Source organism: Paenibacillus sp. FSL H7-0714 (genome assembly GCF_038003765.1).
Taxonomy (GTDB): domain Bacteria; phylum Bacillota; class Bacilli; order Paenibacillales; family Paenibacillaceae; genus Paenibacillus_AQ.
In genome coordinates, this window is the sequence record NZ_JBBOPT010000001.1 from 3172810 (window position 1) to 3195942 (window position 23133).

The following is a 23133-nucleotide window of genomic DNA, read 5'->3' on the forward strand; positions in this document are numbered from 1 at the left end:
GAGGGAGAAGTTATGCGAACATCGAAATGGCAGCTTTTCCGTTTTTTTATTATTTTTTTCAACTCCCAAACCACTATTTTTTTGATTCCGAATCTAATTGCCACTTCATCCTATCAAGGCTGGATTGCATTATTAGTGGGATCTTTATTAGGGTTGATATTATTATGGTTTACTTTCCACGTCGGTATGTTGCGGCCTAATCAAGCATGGGCAAGCTTTGGAAAAGATATCATAGGTAAATGGCCACACAAGTTCATGCTTCTTTTGCTCTTATGCTGGTGTGTTTATTATGCATCCACTGATATTGAGAACTTTGTGCTATTCTTTGGTTCTAATTATCTGAGAGGAACTCCACCTCTGTTTATTCAGTGTGTAATTGGGCTAGTGATTATGTATACGGCTAGTTTAGGCTTTACAACGATGGCGTATATGGCGGATGGACTTTTTATTATTTTTTTTATTACAATGATCATTTTATTTAATTTATTTCTCCCGAATGCGGACTTCAATATGCTACCCGCCTTCATTCATTATCATGATCCCGGAATTGCGCTGAAGGACTCTATTGTAGCCATGTCATGGTTTGGAGAATGGATTGTTCTCTTGTTTGTGGTGCCCGATCTGAAACTTGAAGCAAAGATGTTGAAGAGATTGGTGTTCACTGGAATTTTTCTCATGGTAACTGTCTTCATTGGTTGGTCACTGACGATGATGAGTTTTGGACCCCATTTGGGTCAGAAACTGCAATATCCTTTCCTTGAATTGGTACGCAGCTCCAAACAAGAAAATTTACTAGGCAATTCGGATCCGCTCATAATTGGATTATGGTCGTCTTCTATGTTCATTCACAGCTCATTCCTTATCTACATAGCCTCTAGATGTGTATCCAGCTTGTTTAATACAAAAGCTAGAAAAATGTATATTCCTTTCTTAACATTAGCTTCAATCACGATAGCTTTTTTGTATTCACGACACATAGGCAGTTATTATAAACACTATAATAGCTATGCTATTGCCGTTATTTGGCTAATCGTTGAAAGCATCCCGATCTATTACGCCATCACAGCTTTCTTTCGATTTCGGAACAAAACTGCGAAGTAAATGAAATTAAGAGGGGAAATCTAGGTTCTGTCTTTTTAATGGGCAGAGCCTTTTCTTGTGAATTATATATTGGATACGCTTTCTGTTATGATGAAAGGACTTATTACATTAATTTCCCAGATTGGATGGTGTATTTACATGAATCTTCAAGAAGTTACTGAACTCATCAAATCTATTAGAACCAATCTAGCTAAAGTTATCGTTGGAAAAGAGGATGGAGTAGACCTGCTATTAACCGCATTACTTGCCAATGGCCATGTTCTGCTGGAAGATGTTCCGGGTACAGGTAAAACCTTGTTAGCCAAAGTCCTTGCAAAATCTTTAGATTGTACATTTAAGCGTATTCAATTTACACCAGACTTGTTGCCTTCTGATTTAAGCGGGATTAATTTTTATAATCAAAAGACAGGTGAATTTCAGTTTAGACCAGGTCCAGTATTTGCGAATATTTTGTTGGCTGATGAAATTAACCGTGCAACACCCAGAACACAATCCAGTCTGCTGGAATGTATGGAGGAGCGGCAAATCACGATCGATGGTGTGACTCATGGCCTAGAAGCACCTTTTCTCGTTATTGCTACTCAGAATCCGATTGATAACCAAGGCACTTTTCCGTTGCCTGAAGCTCAATTAGATAGATTTCTGATGCGGATTACTACGGGTTATCCTTCATTTGACGAAGGGATTCATATTTTGCAGCGTTTTCGTGAGAATAATCCACTTGAAGAGTCTTTTGCTGTGGCTGCCGCTCAAGATATACAAGCTGCGCAGCGTTTGGCCGCTTCCGTGAGTATTAGTGATGATTTGCTAGCGTATATCGTTCGGATTACGGAAGCTACTCGCAAATCTACGGCAGTAAAACTAGGGGCGAGTCCACGTGCAAGTGGAGCATTGCTCAGATCATCTCAAGGATATGCTCTAATCCAAGGTAGATCTTACGTTACACCAGATGATATTAAAGCCGTAGCTGTTCCGGTGCTTGCACATCGTCTACTTCTTCATCGTGGATTGGGTTCAAAAGAGGGACAGGCCGCGGAAATTGTGTTACAAGTGCTTCGTGAGGTAGAGGTGCCGACTGAACTCGTTGCGTCCTTAAGAGGCGGAAAGGTGGAATGAGCTATGGCTTTGCCTTGGTTCATTTTCATTACAGTAGCTCTCCTGTTCCTTCTTGCCGTTATCTATGAACGGAATGGTCTGAAAGCGCTTAGTTATACTCGGTATTTTTCAACTAAGCTCGCTTATGAAGGGGATCAACTTGAGATGATCGAGGAGATCGTTAACGCGAAACTTCTGCCATTACCATGGCTTCGACTGGAATCTAGTATTGCCAGAGGCTTGGAATTTGGAAGTCAAGATAATCTCGGCATTAGCACGGGTGAAATCTACCAGAATCATATCAGCTTGTTCTTTCTTAAATCTTACCGTCATATTAAACGGCGTCATCAAGTAACTTGCGAACGGCGTGGGATATACCGTTTGGAGTCAGTCACCATGACCACTGGAGATCCCTTTGGATTGATCCGGAAAAATAAAACGTATCCTCTCCAATTAGAGTTATTAGTCTATCCTAATTTGCTGAATCTAGACGATCTTCCGCTACCGATACATAGCTGGCTGGGTGAACTTCCAGTGAAAAGGTGGATCGTAGAAGATCCTTTCCTGACTGCAGGTATTCGCGAGTATAGCTCAGGAGATTCTATGGGACTTATAAACTGGAAGGCTACAGCGCGCACAGGGACTATGCAGGTACATAAGAAAGACTACACTGCGGATTCCAGACTCGTCATTTGTTTGAATATAGAGGACAGTGATTCCATGTGGAGAGCGGTAACGGATGTGGAACGTATCGAGCAAGGGATAAGGTATGCAGCCACTATCGCCGAATACGCCATGCGCCATGGAATTGAGACGGGATTTATCTGTAACGGCAGATTGGATAACGGGGGCGAAAGAGATCCTGTTGAAGCAAAACCTATGGCTGAGCTGGAAGACTTGCTAGAGCTGTTAGCAAAACTGGAGCTAGACAGAACGCTTCCTATGAGTCGATTGCTAGCCCTGCAGGCCGAGAGCGGAATAAGTGATACAGACTTTCTGATCATTAGCTGTCATAGAGGAGCAGAATTACAAGAGGCTGCTGACCTCCTATTGGTGTTGGGCAATGGTATAGAATGGCTGGATATTCCGGAACAGGGAGGAGAGAGCGCATGAAACTTCCGTTATCTGGTTACGTATGGAATACGGTCAAACTCTGGATATACTCTATCCTAGAACTATTATTAGTTTTACCTGTATGGATTCTGTTTCAGGTTTATGTACTGCCCAAGCAAGTTGAACCTATGTGGCTGACTGCCATACCACTAATATCATTAGTAGGTATTCTGTTACGAAAACAGTGTAGTGTTAGATGGAAGCAACTGCTGGCTGCTCTAATCCTTGGGACGGTGGTTGGGGCTTTGTCAGCAGGAAGTCTGTCTATCGAGAGTCTGCCTTTAGGTGTCGTAGGTTTTATATGCTCTTTTCTCGGAATGACTGCTGACTCTCGAGATCAGTCCAGTAAGAAGTATTGGATAGGTATTGTAATCTATTTTGTTGCGACCATTGTTTTTGGGAGAATTCCCGATTTGGAGGAAAGTGTTACACTACTGACCTGGTGCGGTAGTTTGTGTCTATTGCTCACATTATTTATTTCTAATAGTAGCTATTTACAATATAGTTCGCTTTCTCAAGAGGGCAAAGCTTTGCCAAAAGGATTACAAAGGAATAACCGTATTTATGTCATTGGAATAGGAATTGTTGCGGCCGTGTTAGCGGCAGGAGTCGGAAAAGCTATAGGGACACTGCTATGGAATATGGTACGCTCGTTCTTCGGATGGATTAGTAATTTATTCTCTGGGTCAAGTGAGCCGCTACCTCCGCCAGTAGAACAGCCTCAAGTGAGTCCGGAACTACCTTTTGTTGGAGATGAAAAGCCTGGTCTACTAGCTGCTATATTAGATGTTGCTTTATATGTTGCTGGAGCTGTGTTATTGGGCGTTGCAGCTTATTATGGACTTCGGTGGTTGTATAGAAATGCTGGTGGGAAATTAAAGAGAGCCATGGATGCCTTGCTATCCATGCTGCGCAGGGAACATACTCCAAAGGACAATACAACTTATCTTGATGAGGAAAAAAGTGTATTTACATGGGAACAAACGCTTCAAGGTCTAAAGGATTTCTGGAGTACTCGCCTTACGCCAAGACATCGAAAAGACCGCTGGGAGCAGATGAATAGTGAAACGGAGCGTGTTCGTTGGTTATATCGGCGTTGGCTTCATTTGAAGCACGATCATGGTTATGAAGTTAAGAGTTATCTTACGCCGAAGGAAACAGAAGACGATATTATAAAATGGACTGCTCTTAACAAGGTTAAACATAAGGGCGAAGAACATACGGTTCATACGTCGAATTCATTGATTGAATTATATGAAAAAGTTAGATATGGAGAAGAAAAACCTCTTGCTAATGATGTGGCTGCATTGAAAGATAAATTGAAATTATAGAATAGAATATTCTTCAAATTCATGCAAATAGGAACAAATAGGTTACAAACGCTTCAAAAGTGTTACAACATGGATACAATTGGTTTTGTACTTACCACTATAATAATTCTAGCAAAATACTCGTGGAGGGAAGTAAATGAGAAAGCATAGCAGTACATATGTTGTTTTACTATTAAGTACCTTTGTCATCAGTCAACTGACTGGCCATACCGTTTCAGCGGCACCAGCTAATGCTGTTCGTACCAATCCAGCTGTAGCTGCGGCGACAGTAACACCCCCTAGTAATCTGGGTTCCATTTCTTTAGGAGCAAATATCAAAGCTACATTAGAAGATGTCAATATTTGGTCACAACCTGGTGGAAATATTTTAACCTATACCCTGAATTATTCGAATGGGAGCAGTAAAAACGCAAACCTTATGTATTATTTTTCGAGAGTGACGACGCCAGGGGGTTCGGTTATTCCGGGTAACCCACTGAGCGCTGACGCGACTAAGAAGAAGATTGGTGCTAAAGAAAGCTTGCGGGTTACATATTACGTCAACATAGGCAAGACCAATTCGTTAAAAGGGATTAAGATTCCCATGTATGTATGGGATTCCAAAACCAAAGGTTATTTAAAGCATGCAGGAAGTTTTACTGTACCAGCTAATTATTCCCCAACTGCTGTAAATGGAAAAAATGTTAGCACCACAATGAATGACATTCCTGTCATCGCTAAAAGTGAGTCCTTGGAGCTCTATAAATATAATGGGAAAGTTTATGCCAAGGTGGGTATAAGCCTGACCAATAAGGGCAGTAAGGTACTCAGTGATCCTGGTTATGCGGCTTATTTACTCTCTGCAGGTGGCAGTTCGTATGAATTAGCACTTGATCGTTCTCAGATTAGTTACAAGATTCAGCCGCAGGAGAAGAAGACTATCTATTATCTTGCCGAGATTCCTCCTTATATGAAGACGGATAATATGAAGCTGCAATTTACGCAAAAAGATGAAGCACTGAAGCTTGAGATCGCTAAATCCTCGTACAAGCTACCGGCAGCTACAACACCTAATTTGGTGGTAGGTAAAGGTGTGACCAAGAAAATCACCATTAATAATAATCCGATAGAAACTCAGTTAAACAACGCAAACGTATACGCTGAGAATAATAAAGGGATTTGGACCTTCCAGCTTCGAGTGAAAAATGTTGGGAAGACGGCCGTTACGTTGCCAACGTATGAGCTTGCCGTCAAATCTTCAACAGGGACAACCTTTCCGATCAATGCGAAGGGATTGAGCGGCTTAACCATAAAACCTTTGGAAGAAAAAATCATTCCACTTACCGCACAAATTCCGCTTGAGGTTGAGCAGAGTTCGCTGCAATTGCAAATGATAGAGGCTGTTTCAGCTCCAGCTAATCCAGATACGAGCAGTACAGGTGAGGGAACAGGATCTGAAGGGAATAATGTAAGTACGGGCAATACAGCCAAGCTGACAGTACCTGTTGCTTACTACACAATTTCCTATACATTACGACCTGAGATTCAAAAAGGCGTGGAGTATAGTGCATCCAATGAATATGGTTCTTTCACTTATAACTTGCTGTCTTTACAGCGCTTTCCTTGGAAAGATAATGACATCGTTGTTGCTAGAATAAATATTAAGAATTCGCAATCGGTGGCATTAACACTTCCAGAATTAAAAGGATCTGTGCAAGTAGACAATGATGATGTGTCTTCCTCTACAGAACTGTTTATGGACAAGGAAACCTCGACGATTGCACCAGGAAAAAATGCGGAAATCTATGTATTTTCCAAAATCCCTTACACACAAGAGTTCGATAAATTAAAAGTGAACCTCTTTACAACGGTAAAAGAAGAGAAGAGCTCGTTCCTGTCGCTTAGCACGAACAGTACGATGAATGCTGTAGCGACTATTGAACGTGGGGGAAGTTATGCAATCACCGGTAAAGGCAAGAACGCTAGTGTCCAAGAGAACAAAACAATTATTTATGAAGGTCTCAATTCTAATATCGTATATACAGAGCTACTGCTTAGCAGTGAGGAAAAAAGACAAAGCAAAATGGCTCGCCTTCAGGGTTACTTTAAAACAGGAGATGGCCAGCTATTCGAAGCTACAGTGAATCAGCCAGATACTTCAGCTACACCTGGTGGTAAGCAATTAATAACGTACTGGGCAAAATTGCCTAAATCCGTTATTCCATCAGACGTAAGTATGTATCTAGGTCCAGGAATTACTGGGAATAAGCTGTCTGAACCTGGTCAGGAACCAACAGGATTCATTAACATTGCTTCATTGAGTCTAAATCCAGTTTCTACTCCACCGGAGAATAACTTGACGAAGGTTGCGCTATATCCGTACACGATGTCTGTTCTGAGTTCGGAAGGGCGATCGATGCAAGGTAGTACCACTATAGATATCGTAATGAATTACAACTTACTTCGTGACAGTACCTATGACATGGGAACCTTCACTCATAAGCTGGTGCTCAAAATGACAGATCCATATGGTCTATCACAGGAACGAAGCTTGAACATCGGTACTGAACTTCTTGAAGGGAATTACAACTCCTATACTGCAACATTTACCAATAATATGTATAAAAACTTGTCAGGTGGCGCCTACAGAATCACACTGTATGATGAGTTCCAAGGAGAACGGATCGAGCTGGCCAGCCAGGCATATAGCATAAAGATTGATAGAACAGTAACTGAGAAGTAGGAATTCATATCTATTAATGTACGAGAAGGAGCAGCTCCAATGTTGCGAGTGGAAAATGTAACGCATTCTTTTAAGAATGGTAATGAAACGACGGCAGTCCTTCATCAAATAGATTTTTCTGTGAAAAAGGGGGAGATGGTTGCATTACTGGGGAGCTCGGGTTCCGGTAAGTCAACCATGCTCAACCTGATGGCAGGTCTGATGAAGCCTACGGAAGGCCACATTTACATTGCTGACCAAGATATTGTGAAGATGAGCGAAAACAAGCTATCTGAATTTCGTAGGAAGCATATCGGGTTTATCTTTCAAGCTTATGAGCTGATTACTAGCTTGACTGTCCGTGAAAATGTTGAGTTGCCGCTTGTGTTCCAATCCGTTTCACCATCAATACGTAAGCAAAAAGCTCTGGCCTTGCTGGAAGGGGTCGGCATTCCGGATAAAGCCGACCTGTTCCCTTCACAGTTGTCTGGCGGACAGCAGCAGCGGGTCAGTATTGCACGTTCCTTGATCACAGAACCGTCCGTTATTTTCGCAGATGAACCGACCGGAAATCTGGACTCGAAGACAGAAGAGGAAATTATCAATATCCTGCTTAACCTGAACAAGAAGATGAAGACCACCTTCATCGTTGTAACACACGAGCTCAAAGTAGCAGAACAAATGCAACGGATTTTCACGCTTCAGGACGGATATATGATTACTGAGAAACAAACTTCTTCGGATACAGAACTCGAAGGGGGTAAACTCATTGAGGATTAGTGATATTTCACGTTTGGCTTGGGAGCAAGTCAAACGACGGAAAGTTGTCACAGGTCTTTGTATGGCAGGTATATCGATTGGCTGTGCTGCTATTATTGTTGCTTTAAGTATAGGAGATTCCGCGCAAAGCTATACGGAGCGGGAAATTAACCGGAATTTCAAAATGGATGAAATTACGGTGACTCCGAACAGCGGCATCCCTTCACAAGGGGGCGGAGAAGGAAAAGAAGCCTCTGCCTCTGATGCAAAGCTCGACCCCGGCAGGCTAACGGCCCAGAAGCTGAAAATTGTTCAAGGCCTGCGGCATGTTACCGCAGCAGCACCTTTTCAAGAGCTTGGCTACATACAAATGACTACTATCGATAATAAAATTACGGACGTACAGTTAATCGGAACGGATCTTCGACTACTAACGAAATATGACCATAAATTTAAGCAGGGTGGTCCTTCTGATTCGGTTGGTATGGCAGTACTAAACTATGGAGCAACTGTAGGATTGATTGATGTCGAGACTCGGCAACGTCTTTTTGAACAACTGAGTACTGATCCTTATAATAATAAAATAATGGAACAGTACAACAGTTTAAGCATGCTTCCGTCGGATATGTTCAAACAACAGGTTCAATTACAATCATATGACCCTGCTTCTCAAACTGGACAGTCTCTAATCAGCTCACCCATTCAAATTGTTGGGATATTGGATAGTACTGGGAACCCTGATATGGCGATGTACGACAAGAAGATTTATGTTTCGCTAGAGACTGGGGAGCGTCTGGTTGAACAACTGAAACTAATGAATGGAACTGCTGGGCAGAAGGATGTCTACAACTCCGCCATTGTAAAAGTCGACAGTACGGACAACATTGTGCAAGTGGAGAAGCTTATCCAGAAACTTACACTAAATACAAGTACGAATTTGTATCAAAAAGAGGCGATGGCTTCTACATTCAGCATGTTCAAGAAAGCAGCGCTTGGTATTGGTATATTTATTCTAATTATTGCTTCGATCTCGATCATCGTTGCAATGACCATGTCCACCCATCAGCGTCGTCGGCAGATCGGTATTATGAAAGTGTTGGGCGCTAATATGGGGCAGATCCGAAATATGTTCATTACAGAAGCGGCATTGCTCGGGATGCTGGGGGGGCTACTCGGCATAGGCTTTTCGTACTTGATTGTGTTTGGCATAAATAAGCTCATTGGTACCACAGGAGGCATGGGAATGGGTGGTGAACCCTTGGTTATCACTATTCCTCTGATGACCCTTCCAATTGGCATTGCATTTGCAGTGATGACAGGAGTACTATCGGGAATTTATCCGGCGATAAGCGCGTCCAGAACAAATGCGCTCACGGCGATAAAACGGGATTAGCTATTTTTAAGTTGAAAGGAAGCAGAAGTGATGAAGAGGAGAATCAAGTGGATTGTATTGGTATTGATCATTATTGCAGCGGGTTATTTTGTATACAGCAAGATGTATAAAACTGAGGCACAGCTAGAACCTATTGAACCACCACAAGCGATAACTTTTGAAGTGACACAGGAAACCATCACGAACTCCATTCAGGTTAAGGGGAATTCACGATATGAGCAAGAAACACTTGTATATGCACCATATGCTTCTAAAGTAACAAAATGGAAGGTTGAGAACGGTGGGCAAGTAAAGAAGGGGGATTTGCTGTTTACCCTCGATCAGGAAGCCTTAAAGAATGAGATTGCTACATCGGAGGCGACCATCCGAAAGGCACAGCTAGAAGCGGAATTAAATGAATTTGTTAGTCAGCAGGACCAGGAGAATGCAGCTCTCGGAGCAACAGAAGCCGAACGTATAAAAGCCCTCGCAGCCCAAGAAACAGCTCGGTTAGGAGATGAGCTTAACCAAGTAAATGCTGAAATACAGGCTCGTGAATTAAAAGAAAAGAAGGCCAAGATTAAAACGGCCCTCTTCTATGCTCCGGCAACTGGTGTTTTTCTATTTGACAGTGCGAGTGAAATACCGCAAACAGTGACAGATAATCAATACATCGGCAAAATTGTAGATATGAACAAGCTTGAATTCATTGCTCTTGTAGGTGAACAAGATGTCTTCCGTATTAAGACGGGAATGAAGGTCGATGTTAAAATGACAGCTTTAAAAGATTCAAAGCTATCTGGAGAGGTAACTAAGGTATCCAAATTTGCTAAGACGGCTTCAGGTCAAAATACTACTGCTACTTCGGTTCCACAATTTGAAGTGGTAATCTCATTGCAGTCTGATGAGCACTTGATTGGTGGACTTAGCTTGAGCGGAGAAATTGAAACGGTCCGTAAAGAAAATGCCATCGTTGTATCCAGCATCGCTGTAATGCATGAAGGAGATCTCTCCTACGTGATGCTGGATAAAGGTGATGGGCAGTATGAACGAAGAGATATCAAAGTGGGCATGGAGACGGCTGACAAAACAGAGGCCGTCTCAGGGTTAAAGGTTGGAGATGTTGTTGTGCTTCAATAGATTGAAATAGACCTAAGCCTATTTCTCAATCGTGAGTCGCCAAGATTTAATATCTTTATTTAGCTCGGTAAGGTCAGGAACCGGAACTGGCTCGTCGGATAGATTATATTTAGCTTTCAATGCTAAAATCCGATAGACGCTCTCATCAATCCGTGATTCCTGTATCTTACCTTTTTTTACATGGTCCAGAAGCGATTCTAATACCCGTTTCTCATTATCATAGCCGTGAGCGATAAGTAAGATATCACTGCCTGCATTTATAGTATCTAACGCTGCTGTGGTAAGGTCGTAATTCTTCATGATTGCACCCATAGTTAGGTCATCTGTGATTACGAGTCCTTGATATTTCATGTCTCCACGAAGCAGATCACCAATTATTTTACTGGATAAAGATGCTGGTTTATCAGCATCAAGCTTAGGAAACAAAATATGAGCGACCATAACGGCGTCGGTTCCCTCTTTAATCGCCGCTTGAAAAGGGAGCCATTCTAATTCAGCGAGCTCTGCAGCGGTCTTTTTCACAATCGGCAGCTCAAGGTGGGAGTCGACGGAAGTATCTCCGTGACCAGGGAAATGTTTGACGACAGGAACAACACCTTCGCTCTCAATTCCTTTCATTTCGGCAATCCCTAGCGTACTGACTAGTTCAGCGGAGTTACCGAAGGAACGATCTCCAATTACAGGATTATCTGGATTGCTATTGATATCAAGGACGGGAGCGAAGTTCATATTAAATCCTGCTGACAATACTTCTCTAGCGAGCAGCTTGCCCATCATTTCGGCAGCGTTAGCATCCTTACGGGTACCGACCTTTCCATTAGAGGGGAAGGAAGCATACTCCTTAGGCATCCGGCTGACTTTTCCGCCCTCCTGATCGATACTCATAAATAAAGGGGCAGGGTTGCCGCTGTTGCTCTCTTTCATGGAATTAACAAGGCTGACCATACTCTTCAGATCTTGAATATTGTTCTTATAAAGGATGATTCCACCGACTTTGTCTTCGGCAATCATCCTTTTTGCTTGATCATCCAGAACGGTTCCGTCGATGCCAACAAGGAGCATTTGTCCAATTTTCTCTTCTAGGCTCATACTGGAAACCTGAACAGCAATTGGATCACTCTCTGAGGAGGGAGCTGCTGTGGAACTGGTAACAGGTGAAGATGTGGATTCGGCAGTCGGCGGATTTGTAGCGGCAGCTTGGGAGCTGTTACTGCTATTGGAGCAGCTAGTTAACAGAAGCATAGATACCATAGCAGAAGCCATTAAAAAGCTAGCAGAGGATGTAGGTCTAAGGATGTTGCGTGTAAATCTGGTCATTAGAATAGTCGTCCCTTCGTTACTTATTTAGATGTCAGAAGGATGAATCCTTGCTGACTTAGATACACGGTGATAAGATGAACTTAAATCTTTACATATTAAAATTGAATTATGAGGTGACGGTCAAATGAAAGATGGATTAGTAAACGCACTTAATGAACAGATGAATTTCGAGTTTTATTCCGCTCATGTTTATCTAGCTATGGCAGCCTATTGTTCCGGGGAAAGTCTCGATGGATTCGCAAACTTTTTCTTAATTCAAGCAGAAGAAGAACGATTCCATGCCATGAAAATCTATAAGTTCCTTAATGATCGCGATAATCGGGCGACACTTGAAGCTCTACCAGAGCCAAAGAACGAATACTCTTCAATGCTGGATGCTTTTGAACATGCATTCGCGCATGAGCAACAAAACACGAAACGCTTCTATCATTTAGCTGACTTGGCGCTGGATGAGCGTGAACATGCAACGATCTATTTCTTGAAATGGTTTATTGACGAGCAAGTAGAAGAGGAAGCGCTCTTTAGCAACATCATTAGTAAACTGAAACGAATTGATAAAGATAGCAACGCCTTCTACATGCTGGATGCTGAATTTGCTGCACGTACTTTTACAGCTCCTGCTGAGTAAGTAAAGTTACTTAAGATCAGAAGCCTGAGAAATCAGGCTTTTTTTATTTAATTGATGAAGGCAGTTTAATAGCCAGCAGCTTATTATCTGTTCGGATGATCAGCATGCCTCCAGTTTTAAGAGAAGGGGCAAAGTTACGAGATCCTGTCTTCACGGTAAAAATAGGCTTCAACGTCAACATGTCATAAGCGTGAAATAGGCCATCTGATTGTCCGCTATAAACCACATTTCCAAAAAGATCCGTCTGAACTACAGGATTCTCACCATTATTGAGGACTACCGCCTGACCATTTCCAAGTTTGAGTGCGGATAACGTACCTGTATCATAATTGGAATATAACATTCTTTGCTGATGGACTTGGTTTAGAGGATAATCTTTCTCTTTTGCCATAGAAGTCCAGGTTTGAACTGGCTTACCTTCCGCTGAGTAATTCCAAAAATCATATTTCACAAGCTTTTTGCCCTGAAAAATATAGAAGTCATTTCCATCCAAGAATGCGGTCCCATTTACACCACCAAATGTGAATGCTCCATCTTTATTCTCGGTATCTGTCCATTTATATAAACGTTCTCCTTTAAGTTCACCCGTTTTTACGTTGAATACAGAAACTTTAACATTACGATTCACAGCGTCATCATCCATCATTAACGTATTGGTAATGGAGTAGAGGAGGCCGTCCTTTACTGCTAGTGGCCACCATTGACGGGTATGGTCCCATAGTTTTTTTCCTGTCAGACTGTCATAAGCAGCAAGTGCGGCAGTTGTTAATGCTCCCTGTGAGAGATAACTTCGAATAACAACCCCATCCGTTTCCATAAGTTCCGATAAGCCTGTAAAGTTATTACTCTCCTCTGCAGCCTTCCATTTAATCTTCCCGCTGACCGCATCGACAGCTGCGAATTGACTCTCTTGTGTTACATAAATGGTGGAGCCTAACCGTTGTATACTGGTGGCTTTAGGTAGTGATAATGAAGCTGACCACGCTTTTTTACCTGCTTCATTAACGGCATACAGAGAGCCACTCTTAGTCAAACCATAGATAAATCCATTACTGTACGTGAACAACGGGGCTAATGCACTTCCGAATTCCCACATTTTTTTACCTGTTGTAGCATTCAATGCGACTAGTTTTTCATTCCGCTGCAAGGCAAAGACTTTCCCATTCTCGGCAAGGGCTGTAACGTTCTGCCCAGTGATTCTATCTTCTTTTAAGATGGCAAGCGGTGATGACCATACAGGTACAAGAATAGGTGCTTTGACTTCATTGTAATAGGGATTGCTTGTACTTATAACTGCTTGTTCCGCGGAAATGTCGGATAACGATCCGTTGTAAGCTATTGGGGATGCAATGCATGTAACAGCTAAAACTTTAATCATTGTCTTGTGCAAAGACTGAATCATCGTTTCACGCTCCTCAAAAATAGTGATTACTATAATTAGACATTATAAATGGCAAAAAGTTACTACTTCTGTAGAACAAGCATAAACATCTACGGCTTTTTTTAAGGACGGTAAGCGTTTAAGCGAGAAATATAATACTTAAAGTTGAACTAAGGCAAACTATGTTACGCTCCGCAAAACAGTTATGACCTAGCAACTCTATTTGACGGAGGGAACTATTACGCCTCTTAGCAACACTGTTTCTCTAGACCCACCCGAATCTCGGAGTGTAGTATAGAACAATACTATTCTTTGGGGGTTCTTTTTTTTGGAAAATTACAACGACATCAAACAAGGTGAAAAAGGAGCATGGCTAAGCATAGTTGCCTACATATTCCTGTCCGCCATCAAACTGTTTATTGGTACGGTCGCGGGATCTCAAGCGCTGCTTGCAGATGGCCTGAACAACAGTACTGATATTATCGCTTCTATCGCCATACTAATCGGTCTTAAGATCTCCAGGAGACCGCCGGATTCCAATCATAGCTACGGGCATTTCAGAGCAGAGACCGTGGCATCCTTAATTGCTTCATTTATTATGATCGTTGTAGGGCTTCAAGTGCTGTACCAGGGCGTGAACAAATTTATTCAACCCGAACTGGAAAGTCCAGATCTTATAGCAGCCTGGACGGCAGTTTTTTGTGCTGTGATAATGATGGGCGTATATATGTATAACATTAGACTGGCCCGCTCTATTAATAGTAACGCTATGCGAGCAGTAGCACTAGATAATCGATCAGATGCTTTAGTTAGCATAGGTGCTTTTGTCGGAATTGTGGCTTCTGGATTTGGAATTCCATGGCTTGATCCGCTTACAGCGATTATTGTCGGCCTGATTATCTGCAAGACGGCATGGGATATCTTTAGTAAAGCTACACATGACTTAACGGATGGTTTTGATGCGGAAGAGCTTGAACTCATGAAAGAAACCGTTGCTGAAATTGACGGTGTGCAATCCATTAAAGATATTAAAGCTCGCATCCACGGAAATAACGTACTAGTAGATACAACTGTATTAGTAGATTCCGAGCTTAGTGTGGTGCAGAGCCATGATATTACGGAAGAAATCGAAGAACAATTGAAAGATCGGCACCAAGTTTCAAATGTGCTTGTCCACATAGAACCTGTAATGAAGTAGAAACGGACAATGAATTGTGACTTTCCCTTGGATGGATATGGGATTTTCCTTGTGATGTTGTTAATAGATCTTTTGTGCGGAAAGGTGGAGAATTAGTTGTATTTATCGATATGTTAATTTCAGGAAATGGAATGGTGATTTCGTGATTGAATGGAAGGATTCTTATGATATCGGTGTTGAGAAAATAGACTGTCAGCACAGACAGTTGCTGGCGAAATTGAATGAATTTTTTGATGCTTGCAGTAAGCAGCAGGGGAAAGAGAAGATCGAAGAAACGCTCAAATTCTTGAAGGAATATACCATCGAGCATTTTAGCAATGAAGAGCAATTGATGGAAGAGATCGATTTTCCTGAATTGGCGGAACATCGTAAGACGCACGCTAATTTTGTGAAAGCCGTTCTTGAATTAGAAGAAACGATTAAAACCAAGGGAGTCTCCGTTCTCTCGACGATTAAGCTTAACCGTACGTTAACCGATTGGCTTCTGAATCACATTAATAAATGCGATAAGCTAATTGGCGAATGTATGGCCACGCGTGATAGAGCAGTATAACTGAATACCTCCAACGAAGATGCCGACGGGCATTTTCTTTTTTTTTGACGGGGAATGTGATAAAGAATTGTAGTGCGTTATTTGATCCATTTTCCGAAGACAGCATCGTAATTTATACTGGGTTAACGGTTTGTGTTATGATTTGAGATAAGACGTATAGAGTTAGTATGGTAAAGGGGAGTGGAACGATGAAAACATTACGAATGTTAGCTTCAGGGTTTGCTATGCTGCTTATTCTGGGCCTTGTTAATTTTTACATTGGGTATCACGGTTGGCTGCTTGTCCATGAATGGTTCTCAGGTGCTTCCTCTGTTCTGTTCTGGACATTATTCCTGCTTCTTGCCTTTGCGTATGTCGTTGGAATGATACCTTGGCCTACAATAATGAAGCCGTTAGCCAGATTCTTTAAGGTGATTGGGTCGTATTATCTAGCTTGCATGGAATTCGCTATTATCATGTTGCCATTAACTGATCTGTTATATGTGCTGCTGGGCTGGATGGGTGTCGATCGAACGCACTACGTCTCAGAAGCGGGTGGTACATTGCTAATATTACTGGTTGTTTTTCTAGTCTGGGGTTCGATCAACGCTTGGAGTACAGTAGTTCGTACCCATCCTATTCCCATTGATAAATCTATCGGAACTAGTACGCCACTTACCATCGCGGTTGCATCCGATCTGCATTTAGGAAATATCGTCGGCAATCGGCATCTCAAAAAAATGGTTGCACAAATGAATGCTATGAAGCCTGATGTGATTTTGCTGGCTGGGGATGTACTTGACGATAGTATTGAGCCTTTTATTCGCAATAGTATGAGTGAACAGCTAAAGCAGCTAAAAGCACGCCATGGGGTCTACGCGGTACTGGGCAATCACGAATATTACGGTGGTTCGATCAAGGAATATACAGATTTAATGAGTAGCATAGGCATTAAAGTCCTACAGGATGAGGTTGAAGAAGTGGCGGGAACTTATATTGTAGGTCGAAAAGATAAGACTGCCGAGACGATGGAAGCCGGAGGTAGATTAAGCGTAAACTCCTTATTGGATGGCCTCGATCTGACGCGTCCTGTGATCATGATGGATCATCAGCCTACCGGATTTGATGTCGCTGCCCAAGAAGGCGTAGATATTCTACTCTCAGGTCATACTCACCGTGGACAGATTGCTCCTAATCACTGGATCACCAAGCGGTTGTTCGAACTGGACTGGGGCTACCTCCGCAAGGATAAATTGCATGTCGTTGTTTCCTCTGGTTATGGGACCTGGGGACCTCCAATCCGTTTAGCCAGCCGTTCGGAGATTATTAAGCTTGAAGTGGTGTTAGACGGGACTAAACAATACAGTGAAGAAGCCGTGTCTACAAAGACGGTGTTAATCTAAAAGAAATTTTTAATGATATGAGGCTGCCCGAATCCGTAGAATTTTTCTGCGAGCTGAGGCAGTTTCTTTTTTTTGACAATTAGTAGAGCTTGTAGTATGGTTTAAAATAGTTAAGCACTTAACTAAATTGGAGTTGAAAAATCTAAGATGGATCATTTACAACCGTTGGTTTTGAATCAGCCGCTACATACTCAGGCATTTTTCACTTTAGTTGATACTACTGCAAGCTTAGTTTCTGTCTCTGATAAATATTGGCAGTCGAAAGGATTAAATGGCGCAAGAATTCGTATCCTAGTAGAAATATCTAAACAGGGCGGAACGATTTTACCTTCTACATTGGCTCACAATATTGGGGTTACCAAAGCTAATATTAGTCTGTTGCTGATACCCCTGGAGAAAGATGGTTGGATTACCCGCTCGAACCATACTCAGGATGGTAGAAAGAGCGTTATTTCAATTACGGGTGAAGGACAACGATTACTTTTGGAGCATCTTCCCGGAAATCGTCAAGCGGTCTCTGAACGTATGCAGGGTCTGGATAAACAAGAGCTTCGGCAACTCATCGTTTTATTAGAAAAGCTTAGCAATGGCTAGAAATAAATAATGTTGTGGTCTCGAAAACATGGAACAGAAAGGCTGGGGTGTTATGTCAATTATGGTTACTGGGGCTACTGGTCAATTAGGAAGTTTGATTATAGACAATCTTCTTCAGTTTGTGCCGGCAGGTGAGATTATCGCATGTGTTCGTGATCGGGAGAAAGCAAATGATCTTTTGGAAAAAGGGGTTGAGATTCGCTTTGGCGATTATGATCAGCCTGATACTCTAATTCAAGCTTTTACAGGTGTAGCAGAGCTATTATTCATCTCTAGTTCACATCCCGATGATAACGTCAGATTAACTCAACATTCTGAGGTTATTCATGCAGCATCAAAGGCAGGGGTGAAGCATTTGCTGTATACAAGCTTCGCATTTCCACCTAAAGGACAAATTCCAGCTAATCATGTTCACTTACTTACAGAGCAGATGATTCTTAAATCAGGTATTGACTATACATTTCTACGCAACGCTTTGTATATGGATTTTGTAGATGTACTAGGGCTGAAAGAGGCGATCCAAAGCGGTGAGTTAATCACCTATCCTGGGAACTGGCTATTTAATTCGGTGACACGAAAGGATCTCGCTTTAGCTACGGCGGTCGTGCTTACAACTACTGGTCATATTAATCAGATTTATGAATTAACCGCACCGCGCTCTTGGGACTTCAGCGAACTTGCGGAGGTATTATCCGAGCTGACAGGAAAAAGAATCGTTCATCGGCAGGATTCAAGCATTCAGCACTGGATTTATTCACTCCTTGGGAAGATAGATACAGCTTCTACTTCAAAAGATATGGAGAGACTAATGGGACGGCCTGTTACCTCTTTGAAGGAAAGTATAATCACTTTCCTTCAGGTTTAAATAATGACTCTAACTAATTCAACTATATAGTGGTTCGATCTAAGGTAAGTAAATAATTATATTTACTGGCATGTTTTAATTCATCTAATATAATCCCATAAACAGTATCGCGGTATACTCCAACAGGTAGACCAAACCATATTTTGCGATACTTTTCGACTGCAGCCAGTTCACCTTGGAGTGCTTTTTCTAAACCTTCTTCATAGGAACTGATCCGTTGATATTGCTCACTACTAATTCCAGTGATATCTTGACCCGTAATTTCTTTGAACATCCCGCGGAACATGGAGTTGTGACCCCTTTCGTCATCTCGTATTGAGGTGATGATGGAGGCTTGCTCGGAATTTGGGGCCAGTTTGATAAGTTCATCATAGAAAAGCTCATCATTTCGTTCACCTTGCACAGCTTCTTTGATTAAATTTAATGCTTGAGGAAGAGAGGTTGCTCAGATAGGTTTGAAATCAGATCTATTCTGAGATAAAGGAGTCCAATTCATAGTTCTTATTACCTCCTGATTCGTTCGTTATTATTAGAGTAGTATATGTACGAATGCCCAAAATGGTCTCTTTCGGTTCTTTAGTTGTTCTAACCCTTTAAAGTTGATACTATGGGTTCATCCGTTATTCAGGGAGTGTAAACGATGAAAAAGATTTTAGTAGCAGATGACGATAGTAATATTCGTACATTATTAAAGCATGTATTGACCAGAGAAGGTTACCAAGTAATGGAGGCAAGCGATGGCCGGGACGCGATACATAAACTGAAAGAAAGCATTGCAGATTTAGCCGTTGTGGATGTGATGATGCCACATGTGGATGGGTTAGAGCTATGCCAGCATATAAGAGAAACGTATGATATACCGATCATTTTGTTAACAGCCCGGCAACAGCTAAGTGATAAAGAACAAGGCTATTTGCGGGGGACAGATGATTATGTAACGAAACCTTTTGAGCCGGAAGAATTGTTGTTTCGGATCAAAGCTTTATTTCGGCGTTATTCCATCGCTTCGGATGATCGGATTCGTTTAAATTCACTAGTTATTGATCGTAAAAATTATGAGATCACTGATGGTGATGAAGTACTACTGTTACCGGTAAAGGAATTTGAACTGCTCGCACAACTGGCACAATATCCAGGAAGACTGTATTCACGCAGTGAGCTGATTGAACTAGTGTGGGGAATGGATTATGAAGGTGATGAACGCACGGTGGATGTACATATCAAGCGATTGCGTCAACGGTTTTTGGATTATCAGAATGACTTTGTGATTCGGACGGTACGGGGAATTGGATATAAATTGGAGATGGTGAGCTCGTGAAGTCTTTGTATGTGAGAATGTGCATTCTCTTTTGCTCGGCCATTGTGGTGAGCAGCCTTCTTGGCTTCTTGGTGTCTAATATTTATTACCAAGCTCAGATTAAATCGCAGAACGATGCGAAGCTTACGGGGATGGCCATTGAAATCCAGCAGTTTGCAGAATCTCACCCGGAATCTATGGAGGATTACCTGCGAAGTGTAGCTGTACTGGGATATAAGATTTATTTAACCGATACAGAAGGTCAATCCCGGTTTTACGGCAAGCCATTTCGGAAAGAGGATTTAGAACCGCAACAATTAGAGAAGGTCCTGAATGGACAAGTGTATCACGGTGTTGCTGAGTTTCCTGACAGCGCATTTATTACAGGTTTTTTTGATAATCAATTACGCAATACGATAGGCGTACCTATTGAAGTCAATAATGAGACTTTTGCGTTATTCATGCGGCCGGATGCAGAGGTTCAGTTCGGTGAACTGCGCGTGTTTTTTGCTGTCATCATCGGTTTTACCGTGTTATTCAGTCTAGGATTCGTCATGATCAGCGTACTGCATGTGGTCAGACCCATTACACGTTTGACAACGGCAACTAAACGGATTTCAAAAGGTAGATATGATATTAAATTAAATACTTGGCGCCGGGATGAGATTGGCCAGTTAGCCTCACACTTTATGATTATGAGTCGTGAGCTGGAACGGACCAATCGTGCGCGTCAAGAGTTTGTTGCGAATGTGTCTCATGAAATCGAATCGCCATTAACTTCTATTCAAGGATTTGCCCAAACCCTTAAAGATCCTACATTACCAGAGGATGAACGGATAGAGTACCTCAATATTATTGATCAAGAAAGCCATCGTCTATCGATGCTTAGTAAACAGCTGCTAACGTTATCTTCCCTCGATTATGATCCGAATTCCTTGCAGAAGAAACCTATAGATTTGCGTGCACAGCTTCGGCAGGTTGTACAAATCATGGAGTGGAGATTAACAGAGAAGCAATTAGCGGTTCGTTTAAGTCTTGCGGATATTAGCGTACATGGCGATTCCAATCTATTGTATCAGGTGTGGATGAACCTCATTACTAATGCTATCAAATATACACCTGCTGAGGGATCCATTATGATTTCCGCAAAGCTTGACGAAGGGAACTGTGTAGTAACCTTTTTGGATTCTGGGGAAGGTATTCCTGCTGAGGATTTACCACTCATCTTTGACCGTTTTTATAAAGTCGACCGGGCACGTACACGAGAAACGCATAGTAGCGGTCTTGGACTGGCGATTACGCAAAAAATTGTAGAGACACATAACGGAACTATAGATGTATCCAGTACAGTTGGCAAAGGCACGACCTTTACTGTAACTCTTCCGCTTTTGTAACTCGTTATTCATACTCCGTTCATTTTCATCTTCTAAACTGTGACTATACAGATTAGAAGGAGTGGTAATATGTTTCTAGCCTTAAGAGAAATGCGACATTCTAAAGCCAGATACCTGTTAATAATGGTAATCATGTTATTGGTTTCCTTTCTTGTACTATTCGTAACGGGGCTGGCCAGAGGATTAGCGTATGCTAATATCTCAGCAATAGAGAATATGCCGGCAAACTATTACGTGGTGCAGAAGGATGCGGATCAGACGTTTAGACGTTCTCAGTTAACGGATACGGAGCTTAATAGTGTTCGAGCAGTAGTAGGAGATAATAATGCCTCTTCACTCGCTCTACAGATGAGTACAGTGACTACGAACGATACGGATACAAAAGCAGACGTAACTTTTTTCGCAGTGGATATGAACGGTTTACTGGCTCCAAAAGTGATTGAAGGTGACAAGATTACGAATGATACGCAGGGAAGTGTCATCGTTGATCGTGACTTGGAACAGTCGGGCATTAAGATTGGTAGCACGATCCAAGATCAGGCAACTGGGAAGGAATTTAAAGTTACAGGATATGTTGAGAATAGCTCATACAGCCATACCCCAGTAGTCTATATTAACAATAAAGATTGGCAGGAAATGAGACAAGGCGTTAATCAAGGTAGTGAGGCTACATCCGGAGCGCCTTTTAATGTAATTGCGCTTAATGCAAACGCAGGGCAAGTGGATAAGATCTCTGCTAGTACGAAAAATGTGGAAGTTATTACGCAAAAAGAAGCGATCTCTAATATTCCGGGTTATTCATCAGAACAAGGTTCACTGCTTATGATGATTGCCTTCCTGTTCGTAATCGCTGGTTTTGTTCTGGCTGTATTCTTCTATGTCATTACAATTCAGAAAACAAGCCAGTTTGGCATTCTGAAAGCCATGGGTACAAAAATGTCATACTTGGCTTGGAGCGTTGTAGGGCAGGTCATGATATTGGCTATTGCAAGTCTAAGCATTAGCTTGCTGCTAACCTTTGGAATGAATCAGGTACTACCAGACACTATGCCGTTCCAACTGGAACCTTCTACGATTCTATTAACCAGCGGCTTGTTCGTGGGGATGTCTCTTTTAGGATCACTTATTTCTGTCGCTAAAGTGGCAAAAGTAGATGCGTTAGAAGCAATTGGGAGGGCTGGAGCATGAGTGCGAAATTATTGATGAAGCAAGTAACCAAGACTTACGGAGACGGCGATACAACGGTATCTGTTCTGAACAATTTGAATCTTATAGTCAATGAAGGAGAATTCGTTGCTGTCCTTGGACCATCTGGAACAGGGAAGAGTACATTCCTATCAGCAGCGGGGGCGCTTCTTACGCCAACGAGTGGTGAAATTTTCATAGACGGAGAATCTCTTACAGATAAAAGTAAAAGTGAGCTGACTGAGCTACGATTAGAGAAGATAGGCTTTATGTTCCAAAGCGCACAGCTATTGCCCTACTTGAAGGTAGAAGAGCAGCTTCTCTTTGTAGCTAAACAGGGGAAGATGAGTTCTAAAGAAGCTAAGGAACGGGCAGCTGATTTGATGAAGCGTCTGGATATCTGGAAACGTCGAAACCATTACCCTGAGCAACTATCAGGTGGGGAGAAGCAACGTGTAGCTATCGCAAGAGCTTGGATGAATAAACCTGCAATCTTGTTTGCAGATGAACCAACAGCAAGCTTAGATTTCAAACGAGGCAGAGAAGTTGTGCAAATGATTGCTGACGAAGTAAAGAATGAGGGTAAAGCTGCTGTAATGGTCACTCATGATGAACGGATGCTCGAATGGTGTGATCGAGTGCTACATCTGGAAGATGGTCATTTGGTTGAACATGAGTTAAGCAAAATTTAGTAAAAAAACGATTCATGCTATTTATGGCATGA

22 protein-coding genes are annotated in these 23133 nt (G+C 42.0%); 19 read left to right on the forward strand and 3 right to left on the reverse strand.

The annotated features are described in order from the left end of the window. Positions 1-12: 12 nt before the first annotated feature. The 8 genes from NST34_RS14205 to NST34_RS14240 all read left to right on the forward strand — a co-directional run bounded on the left by NST34_RS14205 (position 13) and on the right by NST34_RS14240 (position 10612). Complete coding sequence (locus tag NST34_RS14205; RefSeq protein WP_341128046.1) at positions 13-1101, forward strand: GerAB/ArcD/ProY family transporter; 1089 nt, start codon at positions 13-15, stop codon at positions 1099-1101. Between the two features lie 138 nt (positions 1102-1239). After that, positions 1240-2217 carry an AAA family ATPase gene (locus NST34_RS14210; RefSeq protein WP_076286434.1) on the forward strand — a complete coding sequence of 326 codons (978 nt, stop codon included), beginning with the start codon at positions 1240-1242 and terminating at the stop codon, positions 2215-2217. Between the two features lie 3 nt (positions 2218-2220). After that, a complete protein-coding gene (locus NST34_RS14215; protein ID WP_341128047.1) occupies positions 2221-3309 on the forward strand; it encodes a DUF58 domain-containing protein in 1089 nt (362 codons plus the stop codon). Beyond that, complete coding sequence (locus tag NST34_RS14220; RefSeq protein WP_341128048.1) at positions 3306-4640, forward strand: hypothetical protein; 1335 nt, start codon at positions 3306-3308, stop codon at positions 4638-4640. Before NST34_RS14215 ends, NST34_RS14220 begins: the two co-directional genes overlap by 4 nt. A 136-nt stretch (positions 4641-4776) precedes the next feature. Continuing rightward, a complete protein-coding gene (locus tag NST34_RS14225; RefSeq protein WP_341128049.1) occupies positions 4777-7362 on the forward strand; it encodes a hypothetical protein in 2586 nt (861 codons plus the stop codon). Between the two features lie 39 nt (positions 7363-7401). Beyond that, positions 7402-8121, forward strand: a complete 720-nt coding sequence (locus tag NST34_RS14230; RefSeq protein WP_042187870.1) for an ABC transporter ATP-binding protein — start codon at positions 7402-7404, stop codon at positions 8119-8121. After that, entirely contained in the window at positions 8111-9493 is a 1383-nt protein-coding gene (locus tag NST34_RS14235) for an ABC transporter permease (protein ID WP_341128050.1), read from the forward strand. Before NST34_RS14230 ends, NST34_RS14235 begins: the two co-directional genes overlap by 11 nt. A gap of 30 nt (positions 9494-9523) precedes the next feature. Beyond that, entirely contained in the window at positions 9524-10612 is a 1089-nt protein-coding gene (locus NST34_RS14240) for an efflux RND transporter periplasmic adaptor subunit (protein ID WP_341128051.1), read from the forward strand. 18 nt (positions 10613-10630) lie between these two features. On the opposite strand, the gene nagZ is transcribed toward NST34_RS14240, so the two are convergent. Beyond that, positions 10631-11701, reverse strand: coding sequence for a beta-N-acetylhexosaminidase (gene nagZ / locus NST34_RS14245; protein WP_341060676.1), 1071 nt, complete (start codon positions 11699-11701; stop codon positions 10631-10633). 49 nt (positions 11702-11750) lie between these two features. On the opposite strand from nagZ, the gene NST34_RS14250 reads away from it, so the two are divergent. Beyond that, entirely contained in the window at positions 11751-11960 is a 210-nt protein-coding gene (locus NST34_RS14250) for a hypothetical protein (RefSeq protein WP_231573442.1), read from the forward strand. 96 nt (positions 11961-12056) lie between these two features. Then, positions 12057-12560 carry a ferritin gene (locus tag NST34_RS14255; RefSeq protein ID WP_042127399.1) on the forward strand — a complete coding sequence of 168 codons (504 nt, stop codon included), beginning with the start codon at positions 12057-12059 and terminating at the stop codon, positions 12558-12560. Positions 12561-12603: 43 nt separating this feature from the next. Here NST34_RS14255 and NST34_RS14260 read toward each other — a convergent pair whose 3' ends face one another. Further along, positions 12604-13962, reverse strand: a complete 1359-nt coding sequence (locus NST34_RS14260; protein ID WP_341128052.1) for an outer membrane protein assembly factor BamB family protein — start codon at positions 13960-13962, stop codon at positions 12604-12606. A gap of 307 nt (positions 13963-14269) precedes the next feature. On the opposite strand from NST34_RS14260, the gene NST34_RS14265 reads away from it, so the two are divergent. The 5 genes from NST34_RS14265 to NST34_RS14285 all read left to right on the forward strand — a co-directional run bounded on the left by NST34_RS14265 (position 14270) and on the right by NST34_RS14285 (position 18533). Next, positions 14270-15139, forward strand: a complete 870-nt coding sequence (locus NST34_RS14265) for a cation diffusion facilitator family transporter (RefSeq protein ID WP_042187882.1) — start codon at positions 14270-14272, stop codon at positions 15137-15139. Between the two features lie 142 nt (positions 15140-15281). After that, entirely contained in the window at positions 15282-15692 is a 411-nt protein-coding gene (locus tag NST34_RS14270) for a bacteriohemerythrin (protein ID WP_081382799.1), read from the forward strand. 188 nt (positions 15693-15880) lie between these two features. After that, complete coding sequence (locus NST34_RS14275; protein WP_341128053.1) at positions 15881-17074, forward strand: metallophosphoesterase; 1194 nt, start codon at positions 15881-15883, stop codon at positions 17072-17074. Between the two features lie 147 nt (positions 17075-17221). Continuing rightward, a complete protein-coding gene (locus NST34_RS14280; RefSeq protein ID WP_076286354.1) occupies positions 17222-17668 on the forward strand; it encodes a MarR family winged helix-turn-helix transcriptional regulator in 447 nt (148 codons plus the stop codon). Between the two features lie 28 nt (positions 17669-17696). Continuing rightward, entirely contained in the window at positions 17697-18533 is an 837-nt protein-coding gene (locus tag NST34_RS14285; RefSeq protein ID WP_341044419.1) for an SDR family oxidoreductase, read from the forward strand. Positions 18534-18555: 22 nt separating this feature from the next. Here NST34_RS14285 and NST34_RS14290 read toward each other — a convergent pair whose 3' ends face one another. Beyond that, a complete protein-coding gene (locus NST34_RS14290; protein WP_445667663.1) occupies positions 18556-18936 on the reverse strand; it encodes a ferritin-like domain-containing protein in 381 nt (126 codons plus the stop codon). Between the two features lie 237 nt (positions 18937-19173). On the opposite strand from NST34_RS14290, the gene NST34_RS14295 reads away from it, so the two are divergent. From NST34_RS14295 to NST34_RS14310, 4 genes are all read left to right on the forward strand, one after another. Then, positions 19174-19851 (forward strand): response regulator transcription factor, encoded by a 678-nt coding sequence (locus NST34_RS14295; protein WP_042187886.1) that lies wholly within the window; start codon positions 19174-19176, stop codon positions 19849-19851. Continuing rightward, a complete protein-coding gene (locus NST34_RS14300) occupies positions 19848-21224 on the forward strand; it encodes a sensor histidine kinase (RefSeq protein ID WP_341128054.1) in 1377 nt (458 codons plus the stop codon). The genes NST34_RS14295 and NST34_RS14300 overlap by 4 nt, the downstream gene beginning before the upstream one ends. Positions 21225-21314: 90 nt before the next feature. Continuing rightward, positions 21315-22412, forward strand: coding sequence for an ABC transporter permease (locus NST34_RS14305; RefSeq protein ID WP_341128055.1), 1098 nt, complete (start codon positions 21315-21317; stop codon positions 22410-22412). After that, the gene (locus tag NST34_RS14310; RefSeq protein WP_042187892.1) at positions 22409-23101 is read left to right on the forward strand and encodes an ABC transporter ATP-binding protein; all 693 of its coding nucleotides are present in this window, start codon (positions 22409-22411) and stop codon (positions 23099-23101) included. The genes NST34_RS14305 and NST34_RS14310 overlap by 4 nt, the downstream gene beginning before the upstream one ends. The last annotated feature ends 32 nt before the right edge of the window (positions 23102-23133 follow it).

What these genes read in the sequence shown, in the direction of transcription:
- NST34_RS14285 (WP_341044419.1), top strand. Translation starts at nt 17,697, where the DNA reads ATGGAACAGAAAGGCTGGGGTGTTATGTCAATTATGGTTACTGGGGCT.
- NST34_RS14255 (WP_042127399.1), top strand. Translation starts at nt 12,057, where the DNA reads ATGAAAGATGGATTAGTAAACGCACTTAATGAACAGATGAATTTCGAG.
- NST34_RS14240 (WP_341128051.1), top strand. Translation starts at nt 9,524, where the DNA reads ATGAAGAGGAGAATCAAGTGGATTGTATTGGTATTGATCATTATTGCA.
- NST34_RS14280 (WP_076286354.1), top strand. Translation starts at nt 17,222, where the DNA reads ATGGATCATTTACAACCGTTGGTTTTGAATCAGCCGCTACATACTCAG.
- NST34_RS14310 (WP_042187892.1), top strand. Translation starts at nt 22,409, where the DNA reads ATGAGTGCGAAATTATTGATGAAGCAAGTAACCAAGACTTACGGAGAC.
- NST34_RS14220 (WP_341128048.1), top strand. Translation starts at nt 3,306, where the DNA reads ATGAAACTTCCGTTATCTGGTTACGTATGGAATACGGTCAAACTCTGG.
- nagZ (WP_341060676.1), bottom strand. Translation starts at nt 11,701, where the DNA reads ATGAGCCTAGAAGAGAAAATTGGACAAATGCTCCTTGTTGGCATCGAC.
- NST34_RS14295 (WP_042187886.1), top strand. Translation starts at nt 19,174, where the DNA reads ATGAAAAAGATTTTAGTAGCAGATGACGATAGTAATATTCGTACATTA.
- NST34_RS14305 (WP_341128055.1), top strand. Translation starts at nt 21,315, where the DNA reads ATGCGACATTCTAAAGCCAGATACCTGTTAATAATGGTAATCATGTTA.
- NST34_RS14205 (WP_341128046.1), top strand. Translation starts at nt 13, where the DNA reads ATGCGAACATCGAAATGGCAGCTTTTCCGTTTTTTTATTATTTTTTTC.
- NST34_RS14275 (WP_341128053.1), top strand. Translation starts at nt 15,881, where the DNA reads ATGAAAACATTACGAATGTTAGCTTCAGGGTTTGCTATGCTGCTTATT.
- NST34_RS14230 (WP_042187870.1), top strand. Translation starts at nt 7,402, where the DNA reads ATGTTGCGAGTGGAAAATGTAACGCATTCTTTTAAGAATGGTAATGAA.
- NST34_RS14225 (WP_341128049.1), top strand. Translation starts at nt 4,777, where the DNA reads ATGAGAAAGCATAGCAGTACATATGTTGTTTTACTATTAAGTACCTTT.
- NST34_RS14210 (WP_076286434.1), top strand. Translation starts at nt 1,240, where the DNA reads ATGAATCTTCAAGAAGTTACTGAACTCATCAAATCTATTAGAACCAAT.
- NST34_RS14260 (WP_341128052.1), bottom strand. Translation starts at nt 13,962, where the DNA reads ATGATTCAGTCTTTGCACAAGACAATGATTAAAGTTTTAGCTGTTACA.
- NST34_RS14215 (WP_341128047.1), top strand. Translation starts at nt 2,221, where the DNA reads ATGGCTTTGCCTTGGTTCATTTTCATTACAGTAGCTCTCCTGTTCCTT.